Raw genomic sequence first — 17,124 nt, 5'->3', positions numbered from 1 at the left:
GCTTTGCGCTCGATGACTTTGGCACCGGCTACTCGTCCCTGTCCTACCTCAAGCGGCTGCCGCTGGACCAGGTCAAGATCGACCAGAGCTTTGTGCGGGACGTGCTGACGGACCCGAACGACGCGGCGATTGTGCGCACCATTCTGGCGCTGGCCAAGAGCCTGGACCTGGAGGTGGTGGCTGAGGGGGTGGAGACCACGGGGCAGCTGGGATTTTTGCGGCTGCATGGGTGCGAGGGGTTTCAGGGGTATCTGTTTGGACGGCCCGGGCCGATGGGAGATCTCGATGCCTTCCTGTATCCGGCGCGTTGACTCCGCTTTGCCGACGCCCGCGGCGGCACGCGCCGGGGCCGTGACATGAAGCGCGTGGGCGAGGGCGTAGGCATGTTGTTCGACAAGGTGCTCGACCGCGACGCCCCCAACTGGAGGGGCCTGCTGCTGGTGGCCGCACTGGCCGCGCTGGGTGCGTGGCTGGCGGTGCAGGGCGCTGTGCACTGGCGCGCCGCAGAGCGCGCCGTGGAGCGCAACCGTCTGCTGCAGCAGACGGCCGAAGCCCTGGTAAGTCAGACGACGGGCGGGGGCATGCTGGGCGCGGTCTCGCTGCTGGGACTGAGCGAGCCTTTGCTCAAGGACATGGCCCGCGGGTACCTGGCGCCCGATGATGCGGACGCGCTCGCCCGCCTGGCGGTTGCAAGGGGCCGGTTCCAGGTGAACGGTGTTTACGTGATGTCCGCCGACGGGACGGTGGTGGCGCACGAAACGGCGGGAGATCGGTCCACCGGCATCAACCTGTCGTTCCGGCCGTATTTCCAGCAGGCCATCAACGGGGCCGTCAGCGTGTACGCCGCCATCGGCAGCAACACGCAGGAGCGGGGGCTTTACTACGCCGCACCGCTGTACGAAAGCGACACGCCGTCCAGCACCATCATCGGTGTAGTGATGTTCAAGGTGGGCTTCGAGCCGTTTGACGCACTGCTCAGGCGATCGGGCCTGCCTACGGTGCTGCTGTCGCCACAGGGCGTGGCATTTGCATCGACCCGGCCGGAATGGCAGTTTGCGGTGGCGCCGCCGCTGACCCAGGCGCGTATTGACGCCATCCGCGCATCGCGCCAGCTGGGCAAGTACTTTGAGAAAGGCTTGGCTTCGGCCTTGCCGTTTGCACCCGATGCGAGCACCGTGATGCTCAACGGCGTGGAATACGCCGTGGAGCGCCGAAGCATTGACTGGAACGACCCCGGCGGCAAGTGGCAGTTGGTGGTGCTGGACGACATCAGCGCACTGATGACCGGCGCGCAGCGCCTGCAGGTGGGGGGCGCTGCCTTTGTGCTGCTGAGCCTGCTGGGCCTGCTGCTGCTGGACCTGCTGCGCAGCCGGGCGCGCGTGGCCGCTGCGCTGGAACGCTTCCGGGTGCTGGGCGCCGCGCTGGAGAGCAGCCCCGTGTCCGTGGTCATCACCGACGGCGACGGCCGCATCGACTGGGTGAACCCGCAGTACGAGCGCAATACAGGCTACGCACTGGACGAAGTGCGCGGCAAGAAGCCATCCCTGGTGGCCAGCGGCCAGACGCCCGCGCACACCTACCAGGAGATGTGGTCCACGCTGTTGTCCGGTCGCTCCTGGCAGGGGCATTTCATCAACCGCCGCAAGGACGGCAGCGTTTACCACGACGAGGCCACGTTGTCGCCCGTGTTTGACGGGCGGGGACGGCGCATTGGCATCGTGGGCCTGCACGAGGACGTGAGCGAGCGCATGCAGGCGCACAAGGAGCTGGAGCGCCGCGAGCGACTGCTCAATGAGTTGCTGGAGCAGCAGACGGCGATCTTCGACAACGCGCCGCCCATCGTTCTGGTGTGCGACGGCCAGTTCCGCCAGTTCAACCCTGCTTTTGTGGAGTTGATGGGCGGCACCGCGTCGCAGCTGCTAGGGCTGGGCGTTTCGGCCCTTTTTGGCGGCCGGGGCAACTACGATGTGTTTACGGCGCGGGTGGGTGCGGGCCTGGCCAGCGGCACTGCGCTGCGTGAGACGGCCACGCTGTACCGGCTGGACGCCAGCCCCTTCGAGGCGCGTCTGGCGGGCCGCAGCTTGCAGATGGAGGGTTTCCATGCTGCGTCCATCTGGGTGATCGAGGACGTGAGCGAACAGCGCCAGGCCGAACTGGCCATCCGGCAGGCCCAGGACCGGCTGGAACTGGCCCAGGAGGCGGGGAAGATCGGCGTGTTCGACATCGACCTGCTGAGCGACCAGGTGCTATGGAGCGAAAAGCTGGTGTCCATGCTGGGCCTACCGCCCGGCGACGCGGTGCGCACGCGGCGCGACTGGATGGAGCGGCTGCACCCCGACGACCGCGACCGCGCCGTGGCGTACTTCACGGAAACCCTGCGCGGCACCGGCAACGACCTGCGCGATTCCTGGCGCATTGTGCGGCCCGACGGCGAGGTGCGGTGGTTCCTGTCGGCGGCGCGCATCTTCCGCAACGAGGTGGGCTTGGCGGTGCGTGTGGTGGGCGTCAACGTGGACATCCACGACCAGAAGCTGCTGGAGGCCCAGGTGGCCGAGCAACTGGACTTCCAGCAGGCGCTCATCGACGCCATTCCGGTACCGCTGTTCTACAAGGGGGCAGATGGCCGCTACATCGGCTTCAACCGCGCGTACGAACAGGCTTTTGGCGTGGACCGCGAGACTTTGATCGGCAAGACCGTGATGGATCTCGGCTTTCTGCCCGAAGACCAGCGCCTGGGCTTTGACGAAGACTCGCGCGAGGCCCTGCACGGCGTGAAGTCGGTGCACAAGGTGGTGGACATGCCGTATGCAGACGGCGAAATCCACCACACCATGTTCTGGCTGCACGGCTTTTCGCGGCCCGATGGCTCGCCCGGCGGCGCCATCGGCACCTTTGTGGACATCACCGACCGCCAGCGCGCAGAGGAAGACCTGCGCCGCGCCAAGGAACTGGCCGAGGAGTCCACCGCGCTCAAGTCCAACTTCCTGGCGAACATGAGCCACGAGATCCGCACGCCCATGAACGCCATCATCGGCATGTCGCATCTGGCGCTCAAGTCGGGACTGAGCCCGCGCCAGCACGACTACGTGAGCAAGATCCAGCAGGCGGGCCAGCACCTGCTGGGCGTGATCAACGACATTTTGGATTTCTCGAAGATTGAGGCTGGCAAGCTCACGGTGGAAAAGCACCCTTTCATGATCGACCGCATGCTGGAAAGTGTGTCGGACGTGGTGGGCTACAAGGCCGGCGCCAAGGGGCTGGAACTGGTGTGCGATGTGGCGGCCGATGTGCCTCCCAATCTGGTGGGCGACTCGCTGCGGCTGGGGCAGATCCTCATCAACTTTGCCAACAATGCGATCAAGTTCACCGAATCCGGTGAGATCAGCATCGTAGTGCGGCTGCTGGAGTCTTCCGAGCAGCGCGTGATGCTGCGGTTCGAGGTGCGCGACACGGGCATCGGACTCACGCCCGAGCAGGTGGGCCGGCTGTTCCAGAGCTTCCAGCAGGCCGACACGTCCACCACACGCCGCTATGGCGGCACGGGCCTGGGCCTGGCCATCTGCAAGAGCCTGGCCGAACTCATGGGTGGAGAGGTGGGGGTGGAAAGCACGTTTGGCAAAGGCTCCACCTTCTGGGTGTCGCTGCCGCTGGAGCGCGGCGCGCCCGCGCGCGTGCTTCTGCCGCCGCCCAACCTGCGCGGCAGCCGGGTGCTGGTGGTGGACGACAACCATACGGCCGCCACCGTGCTTTCCGACATGTTGCACGCCATGGGGTTTGAGGTGGAGCAGGCTTACTCCGGGCTGGAGGCGCTGGACCGGCTGCGCGAGTCCATGGCGCAGCAGCGGCTGTTTGGCCTGCTGCTGCTGGACTGGCACATGCCTGGCATGGACGGCATCGAACTGGCCGGGCACATCCGCGGCCTGGGCATGGCCCAGGTGCCGCAGATGCTCATGGTTACGGCCTATGGGCGCGAGGACGTGATGCGCGCGGCACGCGCGCAGGGCATCGAGACGGTGCTCATCAAGCCCGTCAATGCCTCGCTGTTGTTCGACACGCTGATGCAGCCGCTGGAGCATTCCACCCACCTCGGCCGCCGCATCGTGACACCGGCGCCTGCCGCCGACGAACTGCCGCTGGCGATCCGTGGCGCCTATGTGCTGCTGGTGGAAGACAACGAACTGAACCAGATGGTGGCCGTGGAACTGCTTCAGGACGCGGGCTTTGCCGTGGACGTGGCAGAGAACGGCCAGGTAGCGCTGGACCGTATCGGGCGCAAGCACTACGACGTGGTGCTGATGGACATGCAGATGCCCGTCATGGACGGCGAGACCGCCACGCGCCAGCTGCGCGCCGACCCGCGCCATGCCGAGCTGCCCGTCATCGCCATGACGGCCAACGCCATGGAGGCCGACCGCCAGCGCTGCTTTGCCGCCGGAATGAACGACCATGTGGCCAAGCCCATCGAGCCTGCGGCGCTGTGGGCCGCGCTGGCGCGCTGGATCCGTCCACGGCCCGGGCTGGGTGCGCCACCCACCGGCGCGCCTCCGCTGATGCCCCTGGCACCGGCGCCGCGCGCAACAATGGCTGCCGCCATGGCGCTGCCGCAGGTAGCGGGTATCGACCAGGGGCTGGGCCTGCAGCGCGCCCTGAACAAGCCTGCGCTGTACGCCGAGATGCTGCGCCGGTTTTGCAGTGGCCAGGCGGACGTGCTGAACACCCTTCAGCAGGCGCTGGCGGCGGACGACATGGAACTGGCCGAGCGCCTGGCCCACACCCTGCGGTCCGTGGCCGCCAACATTGGCGCCGAGCCGGTGGCCGAGCGCGCCCAGGCGCTGGAGAGCGCGGTGCGGGTGCGTGCCAGCGCCGATGTGTATGCGCAACGGCTGGTGGAGCTGGGTGCCGCCCTGATGCCGGTTCTGGCGGCGTTGAAAGACTGGGCAGCGCAGGCTGCACCTGATGCGGGTGGTGCAGCGGCCCACGCGGCCTACGGTGGCGAGTCCGTCGACCCACCGGCCGAGCCGCGCGCTGTGCTGATGCGCCTGCGCGACTTTCTGCAACAGGACGACCCTGCAGCCACGGACTTTTTGAAACACAATGCTGCCGTGCTGAACGCCTTGCTGGGCGAAGCCTTCAAGGTTGTCGAGACACACACGCTGAATTTTGACTTTGAGCAGGCACTGGAGGTGATCGCCGCAGTGCCGAGCCCCGAGCACCCTGCCGTTCACATCCCTTGAACGGCGCAACCCGCAGGACACTTCCATGGACAACGTGCCCTTTGCTTCCACCCAGGCTGCCCTTGTGGAAAAACCCATTGCCACCGTGCTGGTGGTGGACGACACCCCGGACAACCTCACGCTCATGGGCAGTTTGCTGCGCGAGCATTTCCTGGTGAAGGTGGCCAACCATGGCGAGAAGGCGCTGAAGATTGCGCAGTCCGACACGCCACCGGACCTCATCCTGTTGGACATCATGATGCCGGAGGTCGACGGCTACGAGGTGTGCCGGCGCCTCAAGGCGCAGCCCGCCACGCGCGACATCCCTGTGATCTTTCTCACTGCGCGTTCCAATCCTGACGACGAGCGCATGGGCCTGGCTTTGGGCGCCGTGGACTACATCACCAAGCCCATCAGCCCGCCCATCCTTCTGGCCCGCGTCAACACCCACCTGGCGCTCAAGGCCACGGCCGACTTCCTGCGCGACAAGAGCTCCTACCTGGAGCGCGAAGTGGCGATGCGCACGCTGGAGGTGCAGGCGATCCAGGATGTGACCATCATGGCCATGACGTCCCTGGCCGAGACGCGCGACAACGAAACCGGCAACCACATCCGCCGCACCCAGCTTTACGTGAAGACCTTGGCCGAGCGCCTGCGCCACCACCCGCGCTTCGAGCACGTGCTGAACGACCGCATGATCGAGCTGCTCTACAAGTCCGCCCCGCTGCACGACATCGGCAAGATCGGCATCCCCGACAGCATCCTGCTCAAGCCCGGCAAGCTCACGGTGGAAGAGTTCGAAGTGATGAAGACCCACACCACGCTGGGCCGCGATGCCATCGAAGAGGCCGAACGGCGTCTGGGCATGCGCGTGGCGTTCCTGAGCGTCTCCAAGGAAATCGCCTACTGCCACCAGGAAAAATGGGATGGGTCGGGATACCCGCAAGGGCTCAAGGGCGACGAGATCCCGGTTTCAGCGCGCCTGATGGCCGTGGCCGACGTGTACGACGCGCTGATCAGCAAGCGCGTGTACAAGCCCGCGTTCTCCCACGACCAGGCCTGCAGCACCATCGTGCGCGGCAAGGGCTCGCACTTCGATCCGGACATGGTGGATGCGTTCGTGGACATTGCGGAGGACTTCCGCAGCATTGCGCAGAAGTACCCCGACCCCACATAGGGTTCATCCCCCTGAGTCGCTTCGCGCCTTCCCCCTTCTCTCGAATTGCTGCGCAATTCGGGAAGGGGGACGCAGCCAGCGCGGCGGGGCGGCCCTTGCGCGGCTGCCCTGGCGTGGATTGCGCCCACTGGGAGGTCCCGCTGCCAGACCCGCCCACGGAGCATCGTGCGCAGGTTCCATGGCTGGGCGTGGGAGAGATTTAGAACGGCGCGTCTTCGCCCTTGGCGGCGTCGGCCTGAGGGGCGGCTGGTTCTGCTGCATCCGCGCCTTCAATGGTGTCCTGAGTGTCGGTGGCAGGCGCGTCGGCAGTAGCCGCCTGGCGCACAGCCGCCTTGTCGCCAGCGCTCGCAAACTTGCTGTACTTGCCGACGATGGGCACCAACTGCCCGTACACGCGGGGGTTGCCCGCCAGGCACTCGCGCTGCTCCAAAAAGTCGGCTTCACCCGTGAAGTTGCCCACCAGGCCGCCGGCCTCGGTCACCAGCAGCGAGCCGGCCGCCACATCCCAGATCGACAGGCCCGATTCAAAGAAACCGTCGGTGAAGCCTGCAGCCACATAGGCCAGGTCCAGCGCGGCGGCGCCGGGGCGGCGGATGCCGGCGGTGCGCTGCATCACGTCGCCCATCATGTTCATGTAGCTCTTGAAGTTGTCACCTGGGCGGAAGGGGAAGCCGGTGGAGATCAGGCTGTCCTTGAGCTGGGTGCGCTTGCTCACGCGGATGCGGCGCTCGTTCAGATAGGCCCCGCGGCCTTTGGTCGCGGTGAACAGGTCGTTGCGGGTGGGGTCGTACACAACGGCCTGCTCGACCTTGCCCTTGACGGCCAGTGCGATGCTCACGCAGTACACGGGGAAGCCGTGGATGAAGTTGGTGGTGCCGTCCAGCGGGTCGATGATCCAGACAAATTCCGAATCCTTGGCGCCGTATTCCTTGCCCGACTCTTCGGCCAGGATGCCGTGGCCGGGGTAGGCCGTCAGCAGCGTCTCAATGATGATCTTTTCGGACGCGTGATCCACTTCGGTCACGAAGTCGTTGATCTGCTTTTGCGAGATCCGCACCGATTCCACGTCCAGGGCCGCGCGGTTGATGATGGCGCCGGCGGCGCGTGCAGCCTTGATGGCCACGTTGAGCATGGGGTGCAGATTGGACGACATAAATTGTGGTGGTTGGCAGCGCACGGCCGGGGTGGCGCGGGCGTCTGCGTACAGGATGAGCGGGGAGGTCGGGCCCAGCCCGGCGATGCGGGCGGCGACAATGGAGGGCGAGATTTTACCCGCAGTGCCCCTTTTTGCCTAACCGGCCGCTTACCCGCGCCCGTCCATCCCGCCCATGAAGACCCGTTTCATCCTGATCAACACCAGCCACGCCGGCAACGTGGGCGCAGCCGCCCGCGCCATGAAAACCATGGGCTTTGACGACTTGGTGCTGGTCGCCCCGCGCTGGGCCAACGTGCTGCGGCGCGAGGAAACCATCCAGCGCGCAAGTGGCGCGCTGGACGTGCTGAACAACGCGCGCATCGTGGGCACACTGGACGAAGCGCTGGATGGCATGAACCACCTGTGCGCCACGGCCATGACGCCGCGCGACTTCGGCCCGCCCGCTGCCGCGCCGCGCCAGCATTTCGAAATGCTATTGAAAAGAGAGCTGCTAGCGCTTGATGGTAAAGCGCTAGAGGCCAAAAATACTCAAAACCCGGACGAGGGAGCATCGCCTGCGGAAGCTTTGACGGCGCCATCGGGCGTGGCGTTCCTGTTCGGTTCCGAGCGGTTCGGCATGGCCAACGAGGACGTATACCGCTGCCACGTAGCGCTCTCCATTCCCACCAACCCTGGCTTTGGCTCGCTCAACCTGGGCGCCGCCATCCAGGTGATTGCCTACGAGTGGCGCCAGGCGCTGGGCGGCTTTGCGGTGCAGGACGCCACCCCCGCCCGCGAGTTGGCAGATGCGGCGCACGTGGCGGGGATGCTCGCCCACTGGGAGCAGGCACTCACCGCCATCGGCTTTCTGGACCCGGCCGCGCCCAAGAAGCTCATGCCCCGCCTTAACCAGCTTTTCAACCGCGCGCAGCTGGCCCCCGAGGAAATCCACATCCTGCGAGGTGTCGCCAAAGCCATGATCGAGGCCAGCCAGTCAAAACGATAGACTGTCCGACCCATTTACAAATAACCACAACAGATGTTCGCCCGCCTGCGCTCCGATATCCAGTGCATCCTCGACCGCGACCCTGCCGCGCGCAGTACGTGGGAGGTGATCACCTGTTATCCGGGCCTGCACGCGATCTGGCTGCACAGGCCCGCGCATTGGTGCTGGACCCACGGCCTCAAGTGGCTTGGGCGCTTCATCTCCAACTTCTCGCGCTGGCTCACGGGCATTGAGATCCACCCCGGCGCCAAGATTGGCGAGCGCGTGTTCTTCGACCATGCCATGGGCGTGGTGGTGGGCGAGACGGCCGAGATCGGCGACGGCTGCACCATCTACCAGGGCGTGACGCTGGGCGGCACCTCGCTGTACAAGGGCGCCAAGCGCCACCCCACGCTGGGCAAGGATGTGGTGGTGAGCGCGGGCGCCAAGGTGCTGGGCGGTTTTGAAGTGGGCGACGGCGCCAAGATCGGCAGCAACGCCGTGGTCATCAAGCCCGTGCCCGCGGGCGCAACGGCGGTGGGCATCCCGGCGCGGATCATCCCGTCCAAAGAGGGCCAGAGCGCCGATGTGACCGAACCCCAGCAGGCCCGCAAGTTCACGGCCTATGGCATCACGCAGGAGGACGATCCGCTCTCGCAGGCCATGCGCGGGCTGATCGACAACGCCTCATCGCAGGAGCACCAGATCGCGCTCTTGTGGCAGGCGATTGAAAAGCTCTCTGCGGCCAACCAGCAGGCCAAGGACTGCGTACCCTGCGACGCCGCGATCAAGGAGCAGTTCGAAGCCGGCAAGCTCAACGAGCTGGTGGGCAAGTAGGTCTGGGCCGCCTTCTCAGGCCACTATCAAAAAAATAGCTGCCGGCGCTTGATACACAAGCGCCGGCAGCTATTTTTGCTTTGAATGCGCCGAAGTCAGGTCGTGCGCGGCGCACGGATCGCGCTCTTGGGCCGGAAGGCCTTGCACACGTCGTCCCGCGTTTCCAGGTAGGGCCCGCCGATCAGGTCGATGCAGTACGGCACGGCCGCAAAGATGCCGGGCACGATTTGTTTGCCTTCGGCGTCCTTCAAGCCTTCCAGCGTCTCGGCAATCGCCTTGGGCTGGCCGGGCAAGTTGATGATCAGGCTGCCGCCGCGGATCACCGCCACCTGGCGCGAGAGGATGGCGGTGGGCACGAACTTCAGGCTGATCTGGCGCATCTGCTCGCCAAAGCCCGGCATCTCCTTGTGCGCCACGGCCAGCGTGGCCTCGGGCGTCACGTCGCGCAGTGCAGGGCCGGTGCCGCCGGTGGTCAGCACCAGGTGGCAGCCGGCGGTGTCCACCAGCTCGATCAGCGTGGCGCTGATGCCCGCCTGCTCGTCGGGGATCAGGCGTGGCTCGAAGGTGATGGGGTTGTGCAGCGCGCGCACAAGCCAGTCCTGCAGCGCGGGCAGGCCCTTGTCTTCATAGACTCCAGTGCTGGCGCGGTCGCTGATGGAGACGATGCCAATCTTGACGGCGTCGTGGACGGCTTCACTCATCGCCGTTGTCCTCGTCGGTTTCACTGGCATCTGCCGTGCCGGTGCCGCCCAAGTGCTCGCGCACCAGCTGGAACAGCTCGCGGTAGGCACGGCCCTTGCGCGGGGCCAGGCCTTGCGAGACGTGGACATTGGCCTCCTTGCCCGCAGGTTGGGCGTCCTTGCGGGCCTGGCGGATCAGCGCGCGCAGCTGCTGGGTGTCGGTGGTGGGGTGCTCGGCCATCCATGCGGCCAGCGTGTCGTCATCGGCGATCAGCCGGTCGCGCCAGTGCTCGGCCAGGTGCAGTTGCATCTTCTCGGTGGCGGAGCCCTTGTGCTGCTCTTCCAGGGCCTGGCGGGCGGCCTGTACCATGTCGGGCTCCAGCTTGCGCATGAGCTTGCCCACGTACTGCATCTGGCGGCGCTTGCCCTCGAAGTTGGTGATGCGCTTGGCCTCGGCCAGCGCCTCCACCAGCTTGTCGGGCAGACCCACAGCGTCGAAAAGGTCGGCGCGCAGGGTCAGCAACTCCTTGCCCAGGTCCTGCAGTTCATCGCTCTCGCGCTTGAGATCGGTGCGGCTGGCATCTGGCGTGCCTTTGAGTTCGGCCTTGAGCTGGATGTCCAGTTCGCTGCCTTCGGCAACGAACTGGCCTCGCACAAAGTAGCCTTTTTTGGGTTTGCGTGACATGGGTGGTGGGGGCAAAGAGAGAGGTGGCAACGAGTGCGCCACAGCGGCAAGTATCATAGCCGCCGCTATGAACAAACCCTCGAATCGCGCCCCGCGCGCCCCTGGCGCGCTGGCCGCCGCGCCCGCAGCTGCCACCTCCCGCACCCCTGACAGCGGCTTCAGCTACAGCCGCCCGTTTTTTGAAGAGCTGGTGGACCGCGCCCTGGCGCATGCCAAGAAACTGGGCGCCACCGACGCAGGCGCCGAGGCGTCTGAAGGCTGCGGCCTGTCCGTCAGCGTGCGCAAGGGCGAGCTGGAAAACGTGGAGCGCAACCGCGACAAGTCGCTGGGCGTGACGGTTTACATCGGCCACCGTCGGGGCAACGCCAGCACGTCGGACTTTTCTACCAAGGCCATCGAGCAGACCGTGCAAGCGGCCTACGACATCGCCCGGTTCACCGCCGAAGACCCCGTGGCGGGCCTGCCCGATGCTGATGACATCGCGCCCGCTGACATGCACCGCGACCTGCAACTCTTCCACCCCTGGGCCATCACCAGCGAAGAGGCTGCAGAGATGGCCAAGGCCTGCGAAGCCGCCGCGTTCAAGACGCACCGCCGCATCACCAACAGCGAAGGCGCGGGCGTGTCGGCGCAGCAAAGCCATTTCTTCAGCGCCCACACGCGCGGCTTTCGCGGCGGCTATGCCAGCTCGCGCCACAGCTTTTCGGTTGCACCCATCGCCTCGCTGCCGGGCAAGAACGGCGAGATGCAGCGCGACGCCTGGTACAGCTCCATGCGCAACGCCGCCGAGCTGGCCTCGCCCGAGGCTGTGGGCCGCTACGCCGCGCAGCGTGCGCTAAGCCGCCTGGGCAGCCGCAAGATCCCCACCACGCAATGCCCTGTGCTGTTTGAATCGACCCTGGCCGCAGGCCTGCTGGGCGGTTTTGTGCAGGCCGTGAGTGGCGGCGCGTTGTACCGCAAGAGCACTTTCCTGCTCGACTCGCTGGGCAAGATGGTCTTTCCCAAGCACATCGACATCCTGGAGGACCCGTTCATCCTGGGCGGCAAGGGCAGCTCGCCGTTTGACGAAGAAGGTGTGCGCGTGGCGCCGCGCAAGGTGGTGCAGGGTGGGCGGGTGGAAGGCTATTTCCTCAGCAGCTACTCGGCCCGCAAGCTGGGCATGAAGACCACGGGCAACGCCGGTGGCTCGCACAACCTAGTGATGACCTCGCGCCTCACGCAGCCTGGCGACGACCTGGACGCCATGCTGCAAAAGCTGGGCACCGGCCTTTTCGTGGTGGAGCTGATGGGCCAGGGCGTGAACTACGTGACCGGCGACTACTCGCGCGGCGCGAGCGGCTTCTGGGTGGAGAACGGCAAGATCGCCTACCCGGTGCACGAGATCACCATCGCGGGCAACCTCAAAAACATGCTCAAGGGCATCGAGGCGGTGGGCGCGGACGCCTACAACTACGGTGCCAAGACGGTGGGCTCTATCCTGGTCAACCGCATGAAGGTGGCCGGGAGCTGATGTTTGGCCCGTGGCGCAGCCGCCGCGAAGGGCTGCGCTGATGCAAAAAGGCCCTCGCGACCAACGATGGCCTTTTTGTTTTTTGAGCAGCTGTTGCGCTACATGCTGCCTGCCCGCGCACCCGCCAGCAAGGCCTGCACCGCTGTCTGCAGCACGGGTGTTGCCTCGTCGCCGTTAAGCAGGCCCGAACTCACAAACGCCCCATTGATGAGCACAGCCAGCTGGGCTGCCAGGGCCTCGGGCCGGGACACGCCCAGCCGCTCTGCAATGCCGTGCAGCCGGCTGCGCAGCGCCACCATGTGCTGCTGCGCCACGCGGCGGGCAGGGTGGTCCTGCTCGGCAAATTCGGCCGCCACGTTGATTTGCGGGCAGCCCCGGTAGTTGGATCGGCCCAGCCGCTCGCCGATCCACTGCATATGGGCCTGCAGCTCGGCGGCCGGGTCGTCGGCATGTTGCGCTGCCACTGCATCCCACAGGCCCCAAAAGTCCACGTCCTCACGCTTCAGAAACGCCACGATGAGGTCGTCCTTGGTCGGGAAGTAGCGGTACAGGCTGGTCTTGGCCACGGCGGCTTCAGCCACCACCAGGTCCACCCCCACGGCACGCACGCCACGTTGATAGAACAGGCTGGAAGCCGTGTCGAGGATGCGCTCGCGCACTTCCTGGGCCGGCTCTGCGGATGCCGTTGTAGCGCGTGCGGAAGCGCGGGGGGCGCGGGCGCCAGTGGCGGTCTTTTGGTGGGTTCTGGACGAAGAAGAGGCGGACATGCTTGACATGCTACAGACCTGTCTGTAATCTTCAAAGAACAGACAGGTCTGTATCGTGTATTTTTCCCTTCGCAACGCCTCCTTTGCTTTTGAAAAGTTTGCCCATGACTTCTCCTCGCTCCTCCCGCCCAGCGCCTGTAGTTGCCGTGTACGGCGCCAACGGCCATACCGGCCGTTTTGTGGTTCAAGAGGCGTTGCGGCGCGGCCTGCGCGTGTTGGCCGTGGGCCGCAGCGCAGAGCGGCTGGCAGGCTTGTTCACACCCGCCGTGGAGTGCCGCGTCGCAGGCCTGGATGACCCCGCCGCGCTGCAGCGGGCGTTTGCCGGCTCCAGCGTGGTCATCCACTGCGCAGGTCCGTTCATGGACACGGCCGCCCCCGTGGCCCACGCTGCGCTGCGAGCGGGCGCGCACTACATCGACGTGACGGCCGAGCAGCCCAGCGCGCAAGCCACGTTTGCCGACCTGCACGCACCCGCCGTGGCGGCCGGGCGCGCGGTGGTGCCCGCCGCCGGCTTCTATGGCGGCCTGGCCGACCTGCTGGCCAGCGCACTGGCCGCGCCCGGGCCCATCGACGAGATCACCGTGGCCATGGGGCTCGACCGCTGGTGGCCCACCGAAGGCACGCGCGTAACTGGCGAGCGCAACAAGGCCCCGCGCCAGGTGGTGCAGGGGGGCCGCCTGGTGCCCCTCGCGCCCTCGGCCGACGTGCCGGACTGGACCTTTTCACCGCCCCTGGGAACGTACGCCATGGTGGAGCTGCCGTTCAGCGAAACCATCACGCTCGCGCACCACCTGCCCGCGCAGGCCATCCGCTCACTCATCAACCGCTCGGCGCTGGCCGACATCCGCGATGCCAGCACGCCGCCGCCCACGGCGGTGGACGCCAGCGGCCGGTCGGCCCAGCGCTTTGAACTGGCGGTGCGGTTGGTGCAAAACGGCGTGACGCGCACGGCCGGCGCGCGCGGCCAAGACATCTATGCGGTGACCGCGCCCCTGGTGCTGGAAGCCGCCGAGCGGCTGGCGACGCCATCCTTCACACGCAGCGGCGCGCTGGCGCTGGGGCAGGCGGTGGATGCGACCGCCATGCTGCAGGCGCTGCACGGCCATGCGTTGGAGGTGTTTGGCGATCTGTGAGCGTCCTGCGCGCTGGGCAGGCAAGGGCGGTCAGGCGCCGTCCCCATACTCCCTCAGCACCTCCAGCACGCTCGCCACGGCTGGCGTGGGCTCGGGCTGCTGACGGTGGGCCACGGCCATGGGACGCACGAGGGGTGGATCCAGGTGGCGGATCTGCACGTCCGGCGTGTGGCGCTGGTCCTCCACTTCCTCCAGCGGCAGCAGGGCGGCGCACTGGGCGGCCACCGCCAGGCTCTTGAGGGCGCCAGGGTAGCTCAGCGCCAGGAACGGGCGGGGATACAGCCCGGCCTGGCCGAACCAGTGGGCCACCAGCCCGTGCATCTGTGTAGCAGGCGCAAACGACGCCCAGCGGCGCGGGGCCAGCCACGCGGGGCTGATCTTGTCGGGCGCATTCCATGCGGCGGGCAGCAGGGCGACCATGGCGTCGCTGCGCCAGGGCGTCAGGCGCACCTCGGGCGTGGGGGCCTGCGGGCTGGCGACGATGGCCACGTCCAGTGTGCCGGCTGCGAGCCGCCGCATGGCGTCGGCCGAGCCCACCGCCTCCAGCCGGATCTCCACGCCCGGGCTGCGCCGGGCCAGGGCGTCCAGCATGCGCGGCAGTAGGCGGGTGCTGACCCCCGCCGACACCCCCACGCGCACGATGCCCTCGCGCCCAGATGCGCGGCGCTGCACGCGCTCGGCCAGATCCGCAGCGGCCAGCAGCAGTTGCCGGCCTTGTTGCACCAGCACCTCGCCGGCCGGCGTCAGCTCGGCCTGGCGCCGGCCGCGCACCACCAACTCGGCCTCCAGGCGGCTTTCCAGCTCCTTGATGTGCAGGCTGACCGTGGGTGGGGCCAGATGCAGCGCCTGGGCAGCGGCAGCAAACGTGCCCAGGTCGGCAATGGCGACCAGCGTTTGCAATTGGTCCAGGTTCAGGTTACGCATCAGGTTTTCTGAATCAATGATTCATTCAATTCAACTTTACGGATGGTAAGTGAGCGGCGAGCATGCTGTCCATGCAGTCGTTTTCCACCGCCAACCCTGTTCCAACCCCGGACACCGATGCGCATGCGCTCACGCCGCCGCAGCCCTGCCGCGGGTCATCCCAGCAACATCTTTTGTCTCAGCGTTTGCGTGATGCCCTCTGGCGTGCGTGGGGCTGGGGAACGGAGGCGCTGGCGCGGGCCGAGCGGCGCATTACCGAAGGCTTTCGGGTGCCGCCGCATGGAGGTTGACGGGGAGGGCTCTGGGGCTCGGTCGCGGCCCGGGGGGGCAGCCGCTCAGGGCGCGGCGCAGGCGCTGTCCAGCCCCGCCAGGCCGGCCAGCTTCTGCAGGCGCGAGCGGTTGTCCAGGCAGGCCTGGCGCTGCGCCTCGGCCGCCTTTTGCTGGGCCAGGCGTGTGGCTTGTTCACGCTCGGCCTGCAGCTGGGCCACGCGGTCGCGCAGTTGGGGCATGGCGGCCAGCGCGGCTTTTTCGCCTTCCAGGATGGCGTTGGCGCGCTGGGTGAAGTCGGCGGCGCCGATGTCCAGAACCTGCGGGCGGATGATCACGTCGGCCCGCGCCAACTCGGCCTCGCCCAGCTTCTGGCCCATGATGGCGATCGACTGGTTCAGCGCCCCCAGCAGGTTGCCGGGCGTCTGGCCGCGGGCCTTGTTGGAGATGTCCACCGCCACCACCACGTCGGCGCCCAGCTGCCGGGCGGCGTCCACCGGCACGGGGCTCACGATGCCGCCGTCCACAAAGTGGAACTTGCCGATGGTGACGGGCTGGAACACCCCCGGCACGCTGCTGGATGCGCGCACGGCCTGGCCCGTGTTGCCGCGCGCAAACACGGTGCGCTGGCCGTCTTCGAGCCGCGTGGCCACGGCCACGAAGGGCTTGGCCATCTGCTCCAGCGGCTTGCGCCGCACCTGTTCGTTGACGTAGTCCTCCAGCTTCTGGCCCAGCACCAGGCCGCCGGAGGACAGCTGCAGGTCGCGGATGCGCGTCTCGTCCAGCGCCACGGCTTTTTCCTGCAGCTCGAACGCGTTCATGCCGCTGGCGTACAGCGCGCCCACCACGCTGCCGGCGCTGGTGCCGGCCACCACGGCGGGGGTGAAGCCGTTGGCCTCCAGCATCTTGATGACGCCAATGTGCGCAAAACCCTTGGCCGCGCCGCCGCCCAGGGCAATGCCAACCTTGATGGGCGCGGGCGCGGCAGCTGCTGCGCCGGTGGGTGTCGCCAGCGGGGCGGTGGCGGTGCTGGTGGCGGGCGGGGTGCTGCCGCACGCGGCAAGGGTGGCCAGGGCGGCCAGGCCCAGGGGGCGCAACAGGGCGTGCAGGCGCATGCAACAGAACTCGGTGGGGGGAGAAGCCGCGATTTTATCGAGGGGGTGCTGAAGGGTCGGTGCAGGCACAGTGGAGGCGCGGTAAGTGGGCTGGTAGGCTGTTGCAAACCTTCCCTCCGCACCGCCACTTGTCCTCCCCGCCATGCTCATTGTTTTCTCCGGCCTCCCCGGCACCGGCAAGACCACCCTGGCACAGGCCCTGGCCGCCGCGCGCGGTGCGACCTACCTCCGCATTGATGCCATCGAACAGGCCCTGCGCGCAGCCGATGCAGGGCTCCAGGACGTGGGCCCCCGGGGCTACCTGGTGGCCTACGCGCTGGCGGAGTCGAACCTGCGGCTGGGCAGCGCCGTGGTTGCCGACTGCGTGAACCCGCTGGAGGTCACGCGGGCCGCATGGCGCGCCGTGGCCCAGCGCACGGGCGTGCCCATCGTCCAGGTGGAAGTGGTGTGTTCAGACCGCGCCGAACACCAGCGACGAGTGGAGGGCCGTACCGCCGACCTGGCGGGCCATGTGCTGCCCACGTGGGCGTCGGTGGTGTCGCACGATTACGTGCCCTGGCAGGGCGGGCGCGTGGTGGTGGACACCGCCACGCTGACAGTGGCGCAGGCGCTGGAGGTAGTCGGCCAAGCCTGCGCCGCAACGAGGTAGGTCGAGACTTAAGGTCAAATCGGACCCTAGCGCTTATGGGGAAAGCG

At 67.2% G+C, this 17,124-nt stretch carries 15 protein-coding genes; 9 read left to right on the top strand and 6 right to left on the bottom strand.

Annotated elements, in window-relative coordinates; genetic code table 11:
* From ACK4HJ_RS18930 to ACK4HJ_RS18920, 3 genes are all read left to right on the top strand, one after another.
* The coding region (locus tag ACK4HJ_RS18930) for an EAL domain-containing protein (RefSeq protein WP_409834440.1) at positions 1-311 on the top strand (311 nt) is incomplete at its 5' end.
* Positions 312-356: 45 nt separating this feature from the next.
* Positions 357-5,234 carry a PAS domain S-box protein gene (locus ACK4HJ_RS18925; RefSeq protein ID WP_409834439.1) on the top strand — a complete coding sequence of 1,626 codons (4,878 nt, stop codon included), beginning with the start codon at positions 357-359 and terminating at the stop codon, positions 5,232-5,234.
* A gap of 25 nt (positions 5,235-5,259) precedes the next feature.
* Complete coding sequence (locus ACK4HJ_RS18920) at positions 5,260-6,390, top strand: two-component system response regulator (protein ID WP_409834438.1); 1,131 nt, start codon at positions 5,260-5,262, stop codon at positions 6,388-6,390.
* 199 nt (positions 6,391-6,589) lie between these two features.
* Here ACK4HJ_RS18920 and ACK4HJ_RS18915 read toward each other — a convergent pair whose 3' ends face one another.
* Entirely contained in the window at positions 6,590-7,543 is a 954-nt protein-coding gene (locus tag ACK4HJ_RS18915) for an inositol monophosphatase family protein (RefSeq protein ID WP_409834437.1), read from the bottom strand.
* Positions 7,544-7,718: 175 nt separating this feature from the next.
* Here ACK4HJ_RS18915 and ACK4HJ_RS18910 point away from each other — a divergent pair, with 175 nt between their 5' ends.
* Both ACK4HJ_RS18910 and cysE read left to right on the top strand, forming a co-directional pair.
* Complete coding sequence (locus ACK4HJ_RS18910; RefSeq protein ID WP_409834436.1) at positions 7,719-8,531, top strand: RNA methyltransferase; 813 nt, start codon at positions 7,719-7,721, stop codon at positions 8,529-8,531.
* A gap of 33 nt (positions 8,532-8,564) precedes the next feature.
* Positions 8,565-9,347, top strand: coding sequence for a serine O-acetyltransferase (gene cysE, locus ACK4HJ_RS18905; RefSeq protein ID WP_409834434.1), 783 nt, complete (start codon positions 8,565-8,567; stop codon positions 9,345-9,347).
* 95 nt (positions 9,348-9,442) lie between these two features.
* On the opposite strand, the gene mog is transcribed toward cysE, so the two are convergent.
* Entirely contained in the window at positions 9,443-10,048 is a 606-nt protein-coding gene (mog, locus tag ACK4HJ_RS18900; protein ID WP_409834432.1) for a molybdopterin adenylyltransferase, read from the bottom strand.
* The gene (yjgA, locus tag ACK4HJ_RS18895; protein WP_409834430.1) at positions 10,041-10,712 is read right to left on the bottom strand and encodes a ribosome biogenesis factor YjgA; all 672 of its coding nucleotides are present in this window, start codon (positions 10,710-10,712) and stop codon (positions 10,041-10,043) included. Before yjgA ends, mog begins: the two co-directional genes overlap by 8 nt.
* A 67-nt stretch (positions 10,713-10,779) precedes the next feature.
* Here yjgA and pmbA point away from each other — a divergent pair, with 67 nt between their 5' ends.
* Positions 10,780-12,222, top strand: a complete 1,443-nt coding sequence (gene pmbA / locus ACK4HJ_RS18890; protein ID WP_409834428.1) for a metalloprotease PmbA — start codon at positions 10,780-10,782, stop codon at positions 12,220-12,222.
* Positions 12,223-12,320: 98 nt separating this feature from the next.
* Here pmbA and ACK4HJ_RS18885 read toward each other — a convergent pair whose 3' ends face one another.
* Positions 12,321-12,989 (bottom strand): TetR/AcrR family transcriptional regulator, encoded by a 669-nt coding sequence (locus ACK4HJ_RS18885; protein WP_409834426.1) that lies wholly within the window; start codon positions 12,987-12,989, stop codon positions 12,321-12,323.
* Positions 12,990-13,093: 104 nt separating this feature from the next.
* Between ACK4HJ_RS18885 and ACK4HJ_RS18880 the strand changes: the two genes are divergently transcribed.
* Positions 13,094-14,122, top strand: a complete 1,029-nt coding sequence (locus ACK4HJ_RS18880) for a saccharopine dehydrogenase NADP-binding domain-containing protein (protein WP_409834424.1) — start codon at positions 13,094-13,096, stop codon at positions 14,120-14,122.
* A gap of 30 nt (positions 14,123-14,152) precedes the next feature.
* Here ACK4HJ_RS18880 and ACK4HJ_RS18875 read toward each other — a convergent pair whose 3' ends face one another.
* Complete coding sequence (locus ACK4HJ_RS18875) at positions 14,153-15,046, bottom strand: LysR family transcriptional regulator (RefSeq protein WP_409834422.1); 894 nt, start codon at positions 15,044-15,046, stop codon at positions 14,153-14,155.
* 62 nt (positions 15,047-15,108) lie between these two features.
* Here ACK4HJ_RS18875 and ACK4HJ_RS18870 point away from each other — a divergent pair, with 62 nt between their 5' ends.
* Positions 15,109-15,336, top strand: coding sequence for a hypothetical protein (locus ACK4HJ_RS18870; RefSeq protein WP_409834420.1), 228 nt, complete (start codon positions 15,109-15,111; stop codon positions 15,334-15,336).
* A gap of 45 nt (positions 15,337-15,381) precedes the next feature.
* Here ACK4HJ_RS18870 and ACK4HJ_RS18865 read toward each other — a convergent pair whose 3' ends face one another.
* Positions 15,382-16,428 (bottom strand): patatin-like phospholipase family protein, encoded by a 1,047-nt coding sequence (locus ACK4HJ_RS18865; protein WP_409834418.1) that lies wholly within the window; start codon positions 16,426-16,428, stop codon positions 15,382-15,384.
* 142 nt (positions 16,429-16,570) lie between these two features.
* Between ACK4HJ_RS18865 and ACK4HJ_RS18860 the strand changes: the two genes are divergently transcribed.
* Positions 16,571-17,077, top strand: coding sequence for an AAA family ATPase (locus tag ACK4HJ_RS18860; RefSeq protein WP_409834416.1), 507 nt, complete (start codon positions 16,571-16,573; stop codon positions 17,075-17,077).
* The last annotated feature ends 47 nt before the right edge of the window (positions 17,078-17,124 follow it).

The sequence above is a fragment of the Acidovorax sp. genome (genome assembly GCF_046294525.1).
Lineage (GTDB): Bacteria > Pseudomonadota > Gammaproteobacteria > Burkholderiales > Burkholderiaceae_C > Acidovorax.
Note: the sequence above shows the minus strand (reverse complement) of the source record. Positions and strands in the feature narration are given on the sequence as shown.

What these genes read in the sequence shown, in the direction of transcription:
- ACK4HJ_RS18925 (WP_409834439.1), top strand. Translation starts at nt 357, where the DNA reads ATGAAGCGCGTGGGCGAGGGCGTAGGCATGTTGTTCGACAAGGTGCTC.
- ACK4HJ_RS18920 (WP_409834438.1), top strand. Translation starts at nt 5,260, where the DNA reads ATGGACAACGTGCCCTTTGCTTCCACCCAGGCTGCCCTTGTGGAAAAA.
- ACK4HJ_RS18915 (WP_409834437.1), bottom strand. Translation starts at nt 7,543, where the DNA reads ATGTCGTCCAATCTGCACCCCATGCTCAACGTGGCCATCAAGGCTGCA.
- ACK4HJ_RS18910 (WP_409834436.1), top strand. Translation starts at nt 7,719, where the DNA reads ATGAAGACCCGTTTCATCCTGATCAACACCAGCCACGCCGGCAACGTG.
- cysE (WP_409834434.1), top strand. Translation starts at nt 8,565, where the DNA reads ATGTTCGCCCGCCTGCGCTCCGATATCCAGTGCATCCTCGACCGCGAC.
- mog (WP_409834432.1), bottom strand. Translation starts at nt 10,048, where the DNA reads ATGAGTGAAGCCGTCCACGACGCCGTCAAGATTGGCATCGTCTCCATC.
- yjgA (WP_409834430.1), bottom strand. Translation starts at nt 10,712, where the DNA reads ATGTCACGCAAACCCAAAAAAGGCTACTTTGTGCGAGGCCAGTTCGTT.
- pmbA (WP_409834428.1), top strand. Translation starts at nt 10,780, where the DNA reads ATGAACAAACCCTCGAATCGCGCCCCGCGCGCCCCTGGCGCGCTGGCC.
- ACK4HJ_RS18885 (WP_409834426.1), bottom strand. Translation starts at nt 12,989, where the DNA reads ATGTCCGCCTCTTCTTCGTCCAGAACCCACCAAAAGACCGCCACTGGC.
- ACK4HJ_RS18880 (WP_409834424.1), top strand. Translation starts at nt 13,094, where the DNA reads ATGACTTCTCCTCGCTCCTCCCGCCCAGCGCCTGTAGTTGCCGTGTAC.
- ACK4HJ_RS18875 (WP_409834422.1), bottom strand. Translation starts at nt 15,046, where the DNA reads ATGCGTAACCTGAACCTGGACCAATTGCAAACGCTGGTCGCCATTGCC.
- ACK4HJ_RS18870 (WP_409834420.1), top strand. Translation starts at nt 15,109, where the DNA reads ATGCTGTCCATGCAGTCGTTTTCCACCGCCAACCCTGTTCCAACCCCG.
- ACK4HJ_RS18865 (WP_409834418.1), bottom strand. Translation starts at nt 16,428, where the DNA reads ATGCGCCTGCACGCCCTGTTGCGCCCCCTGGGCCTGGCCGCCCTGGCC.
- ACK4HJ_RS18860 (WP_409834416.1), top strand. Translation starts at nt 16,571, where the DNA reads ATGCTCATTGTTTTCTCCGGCCTCCCCGGCACCGGCAAGACCACCCTG.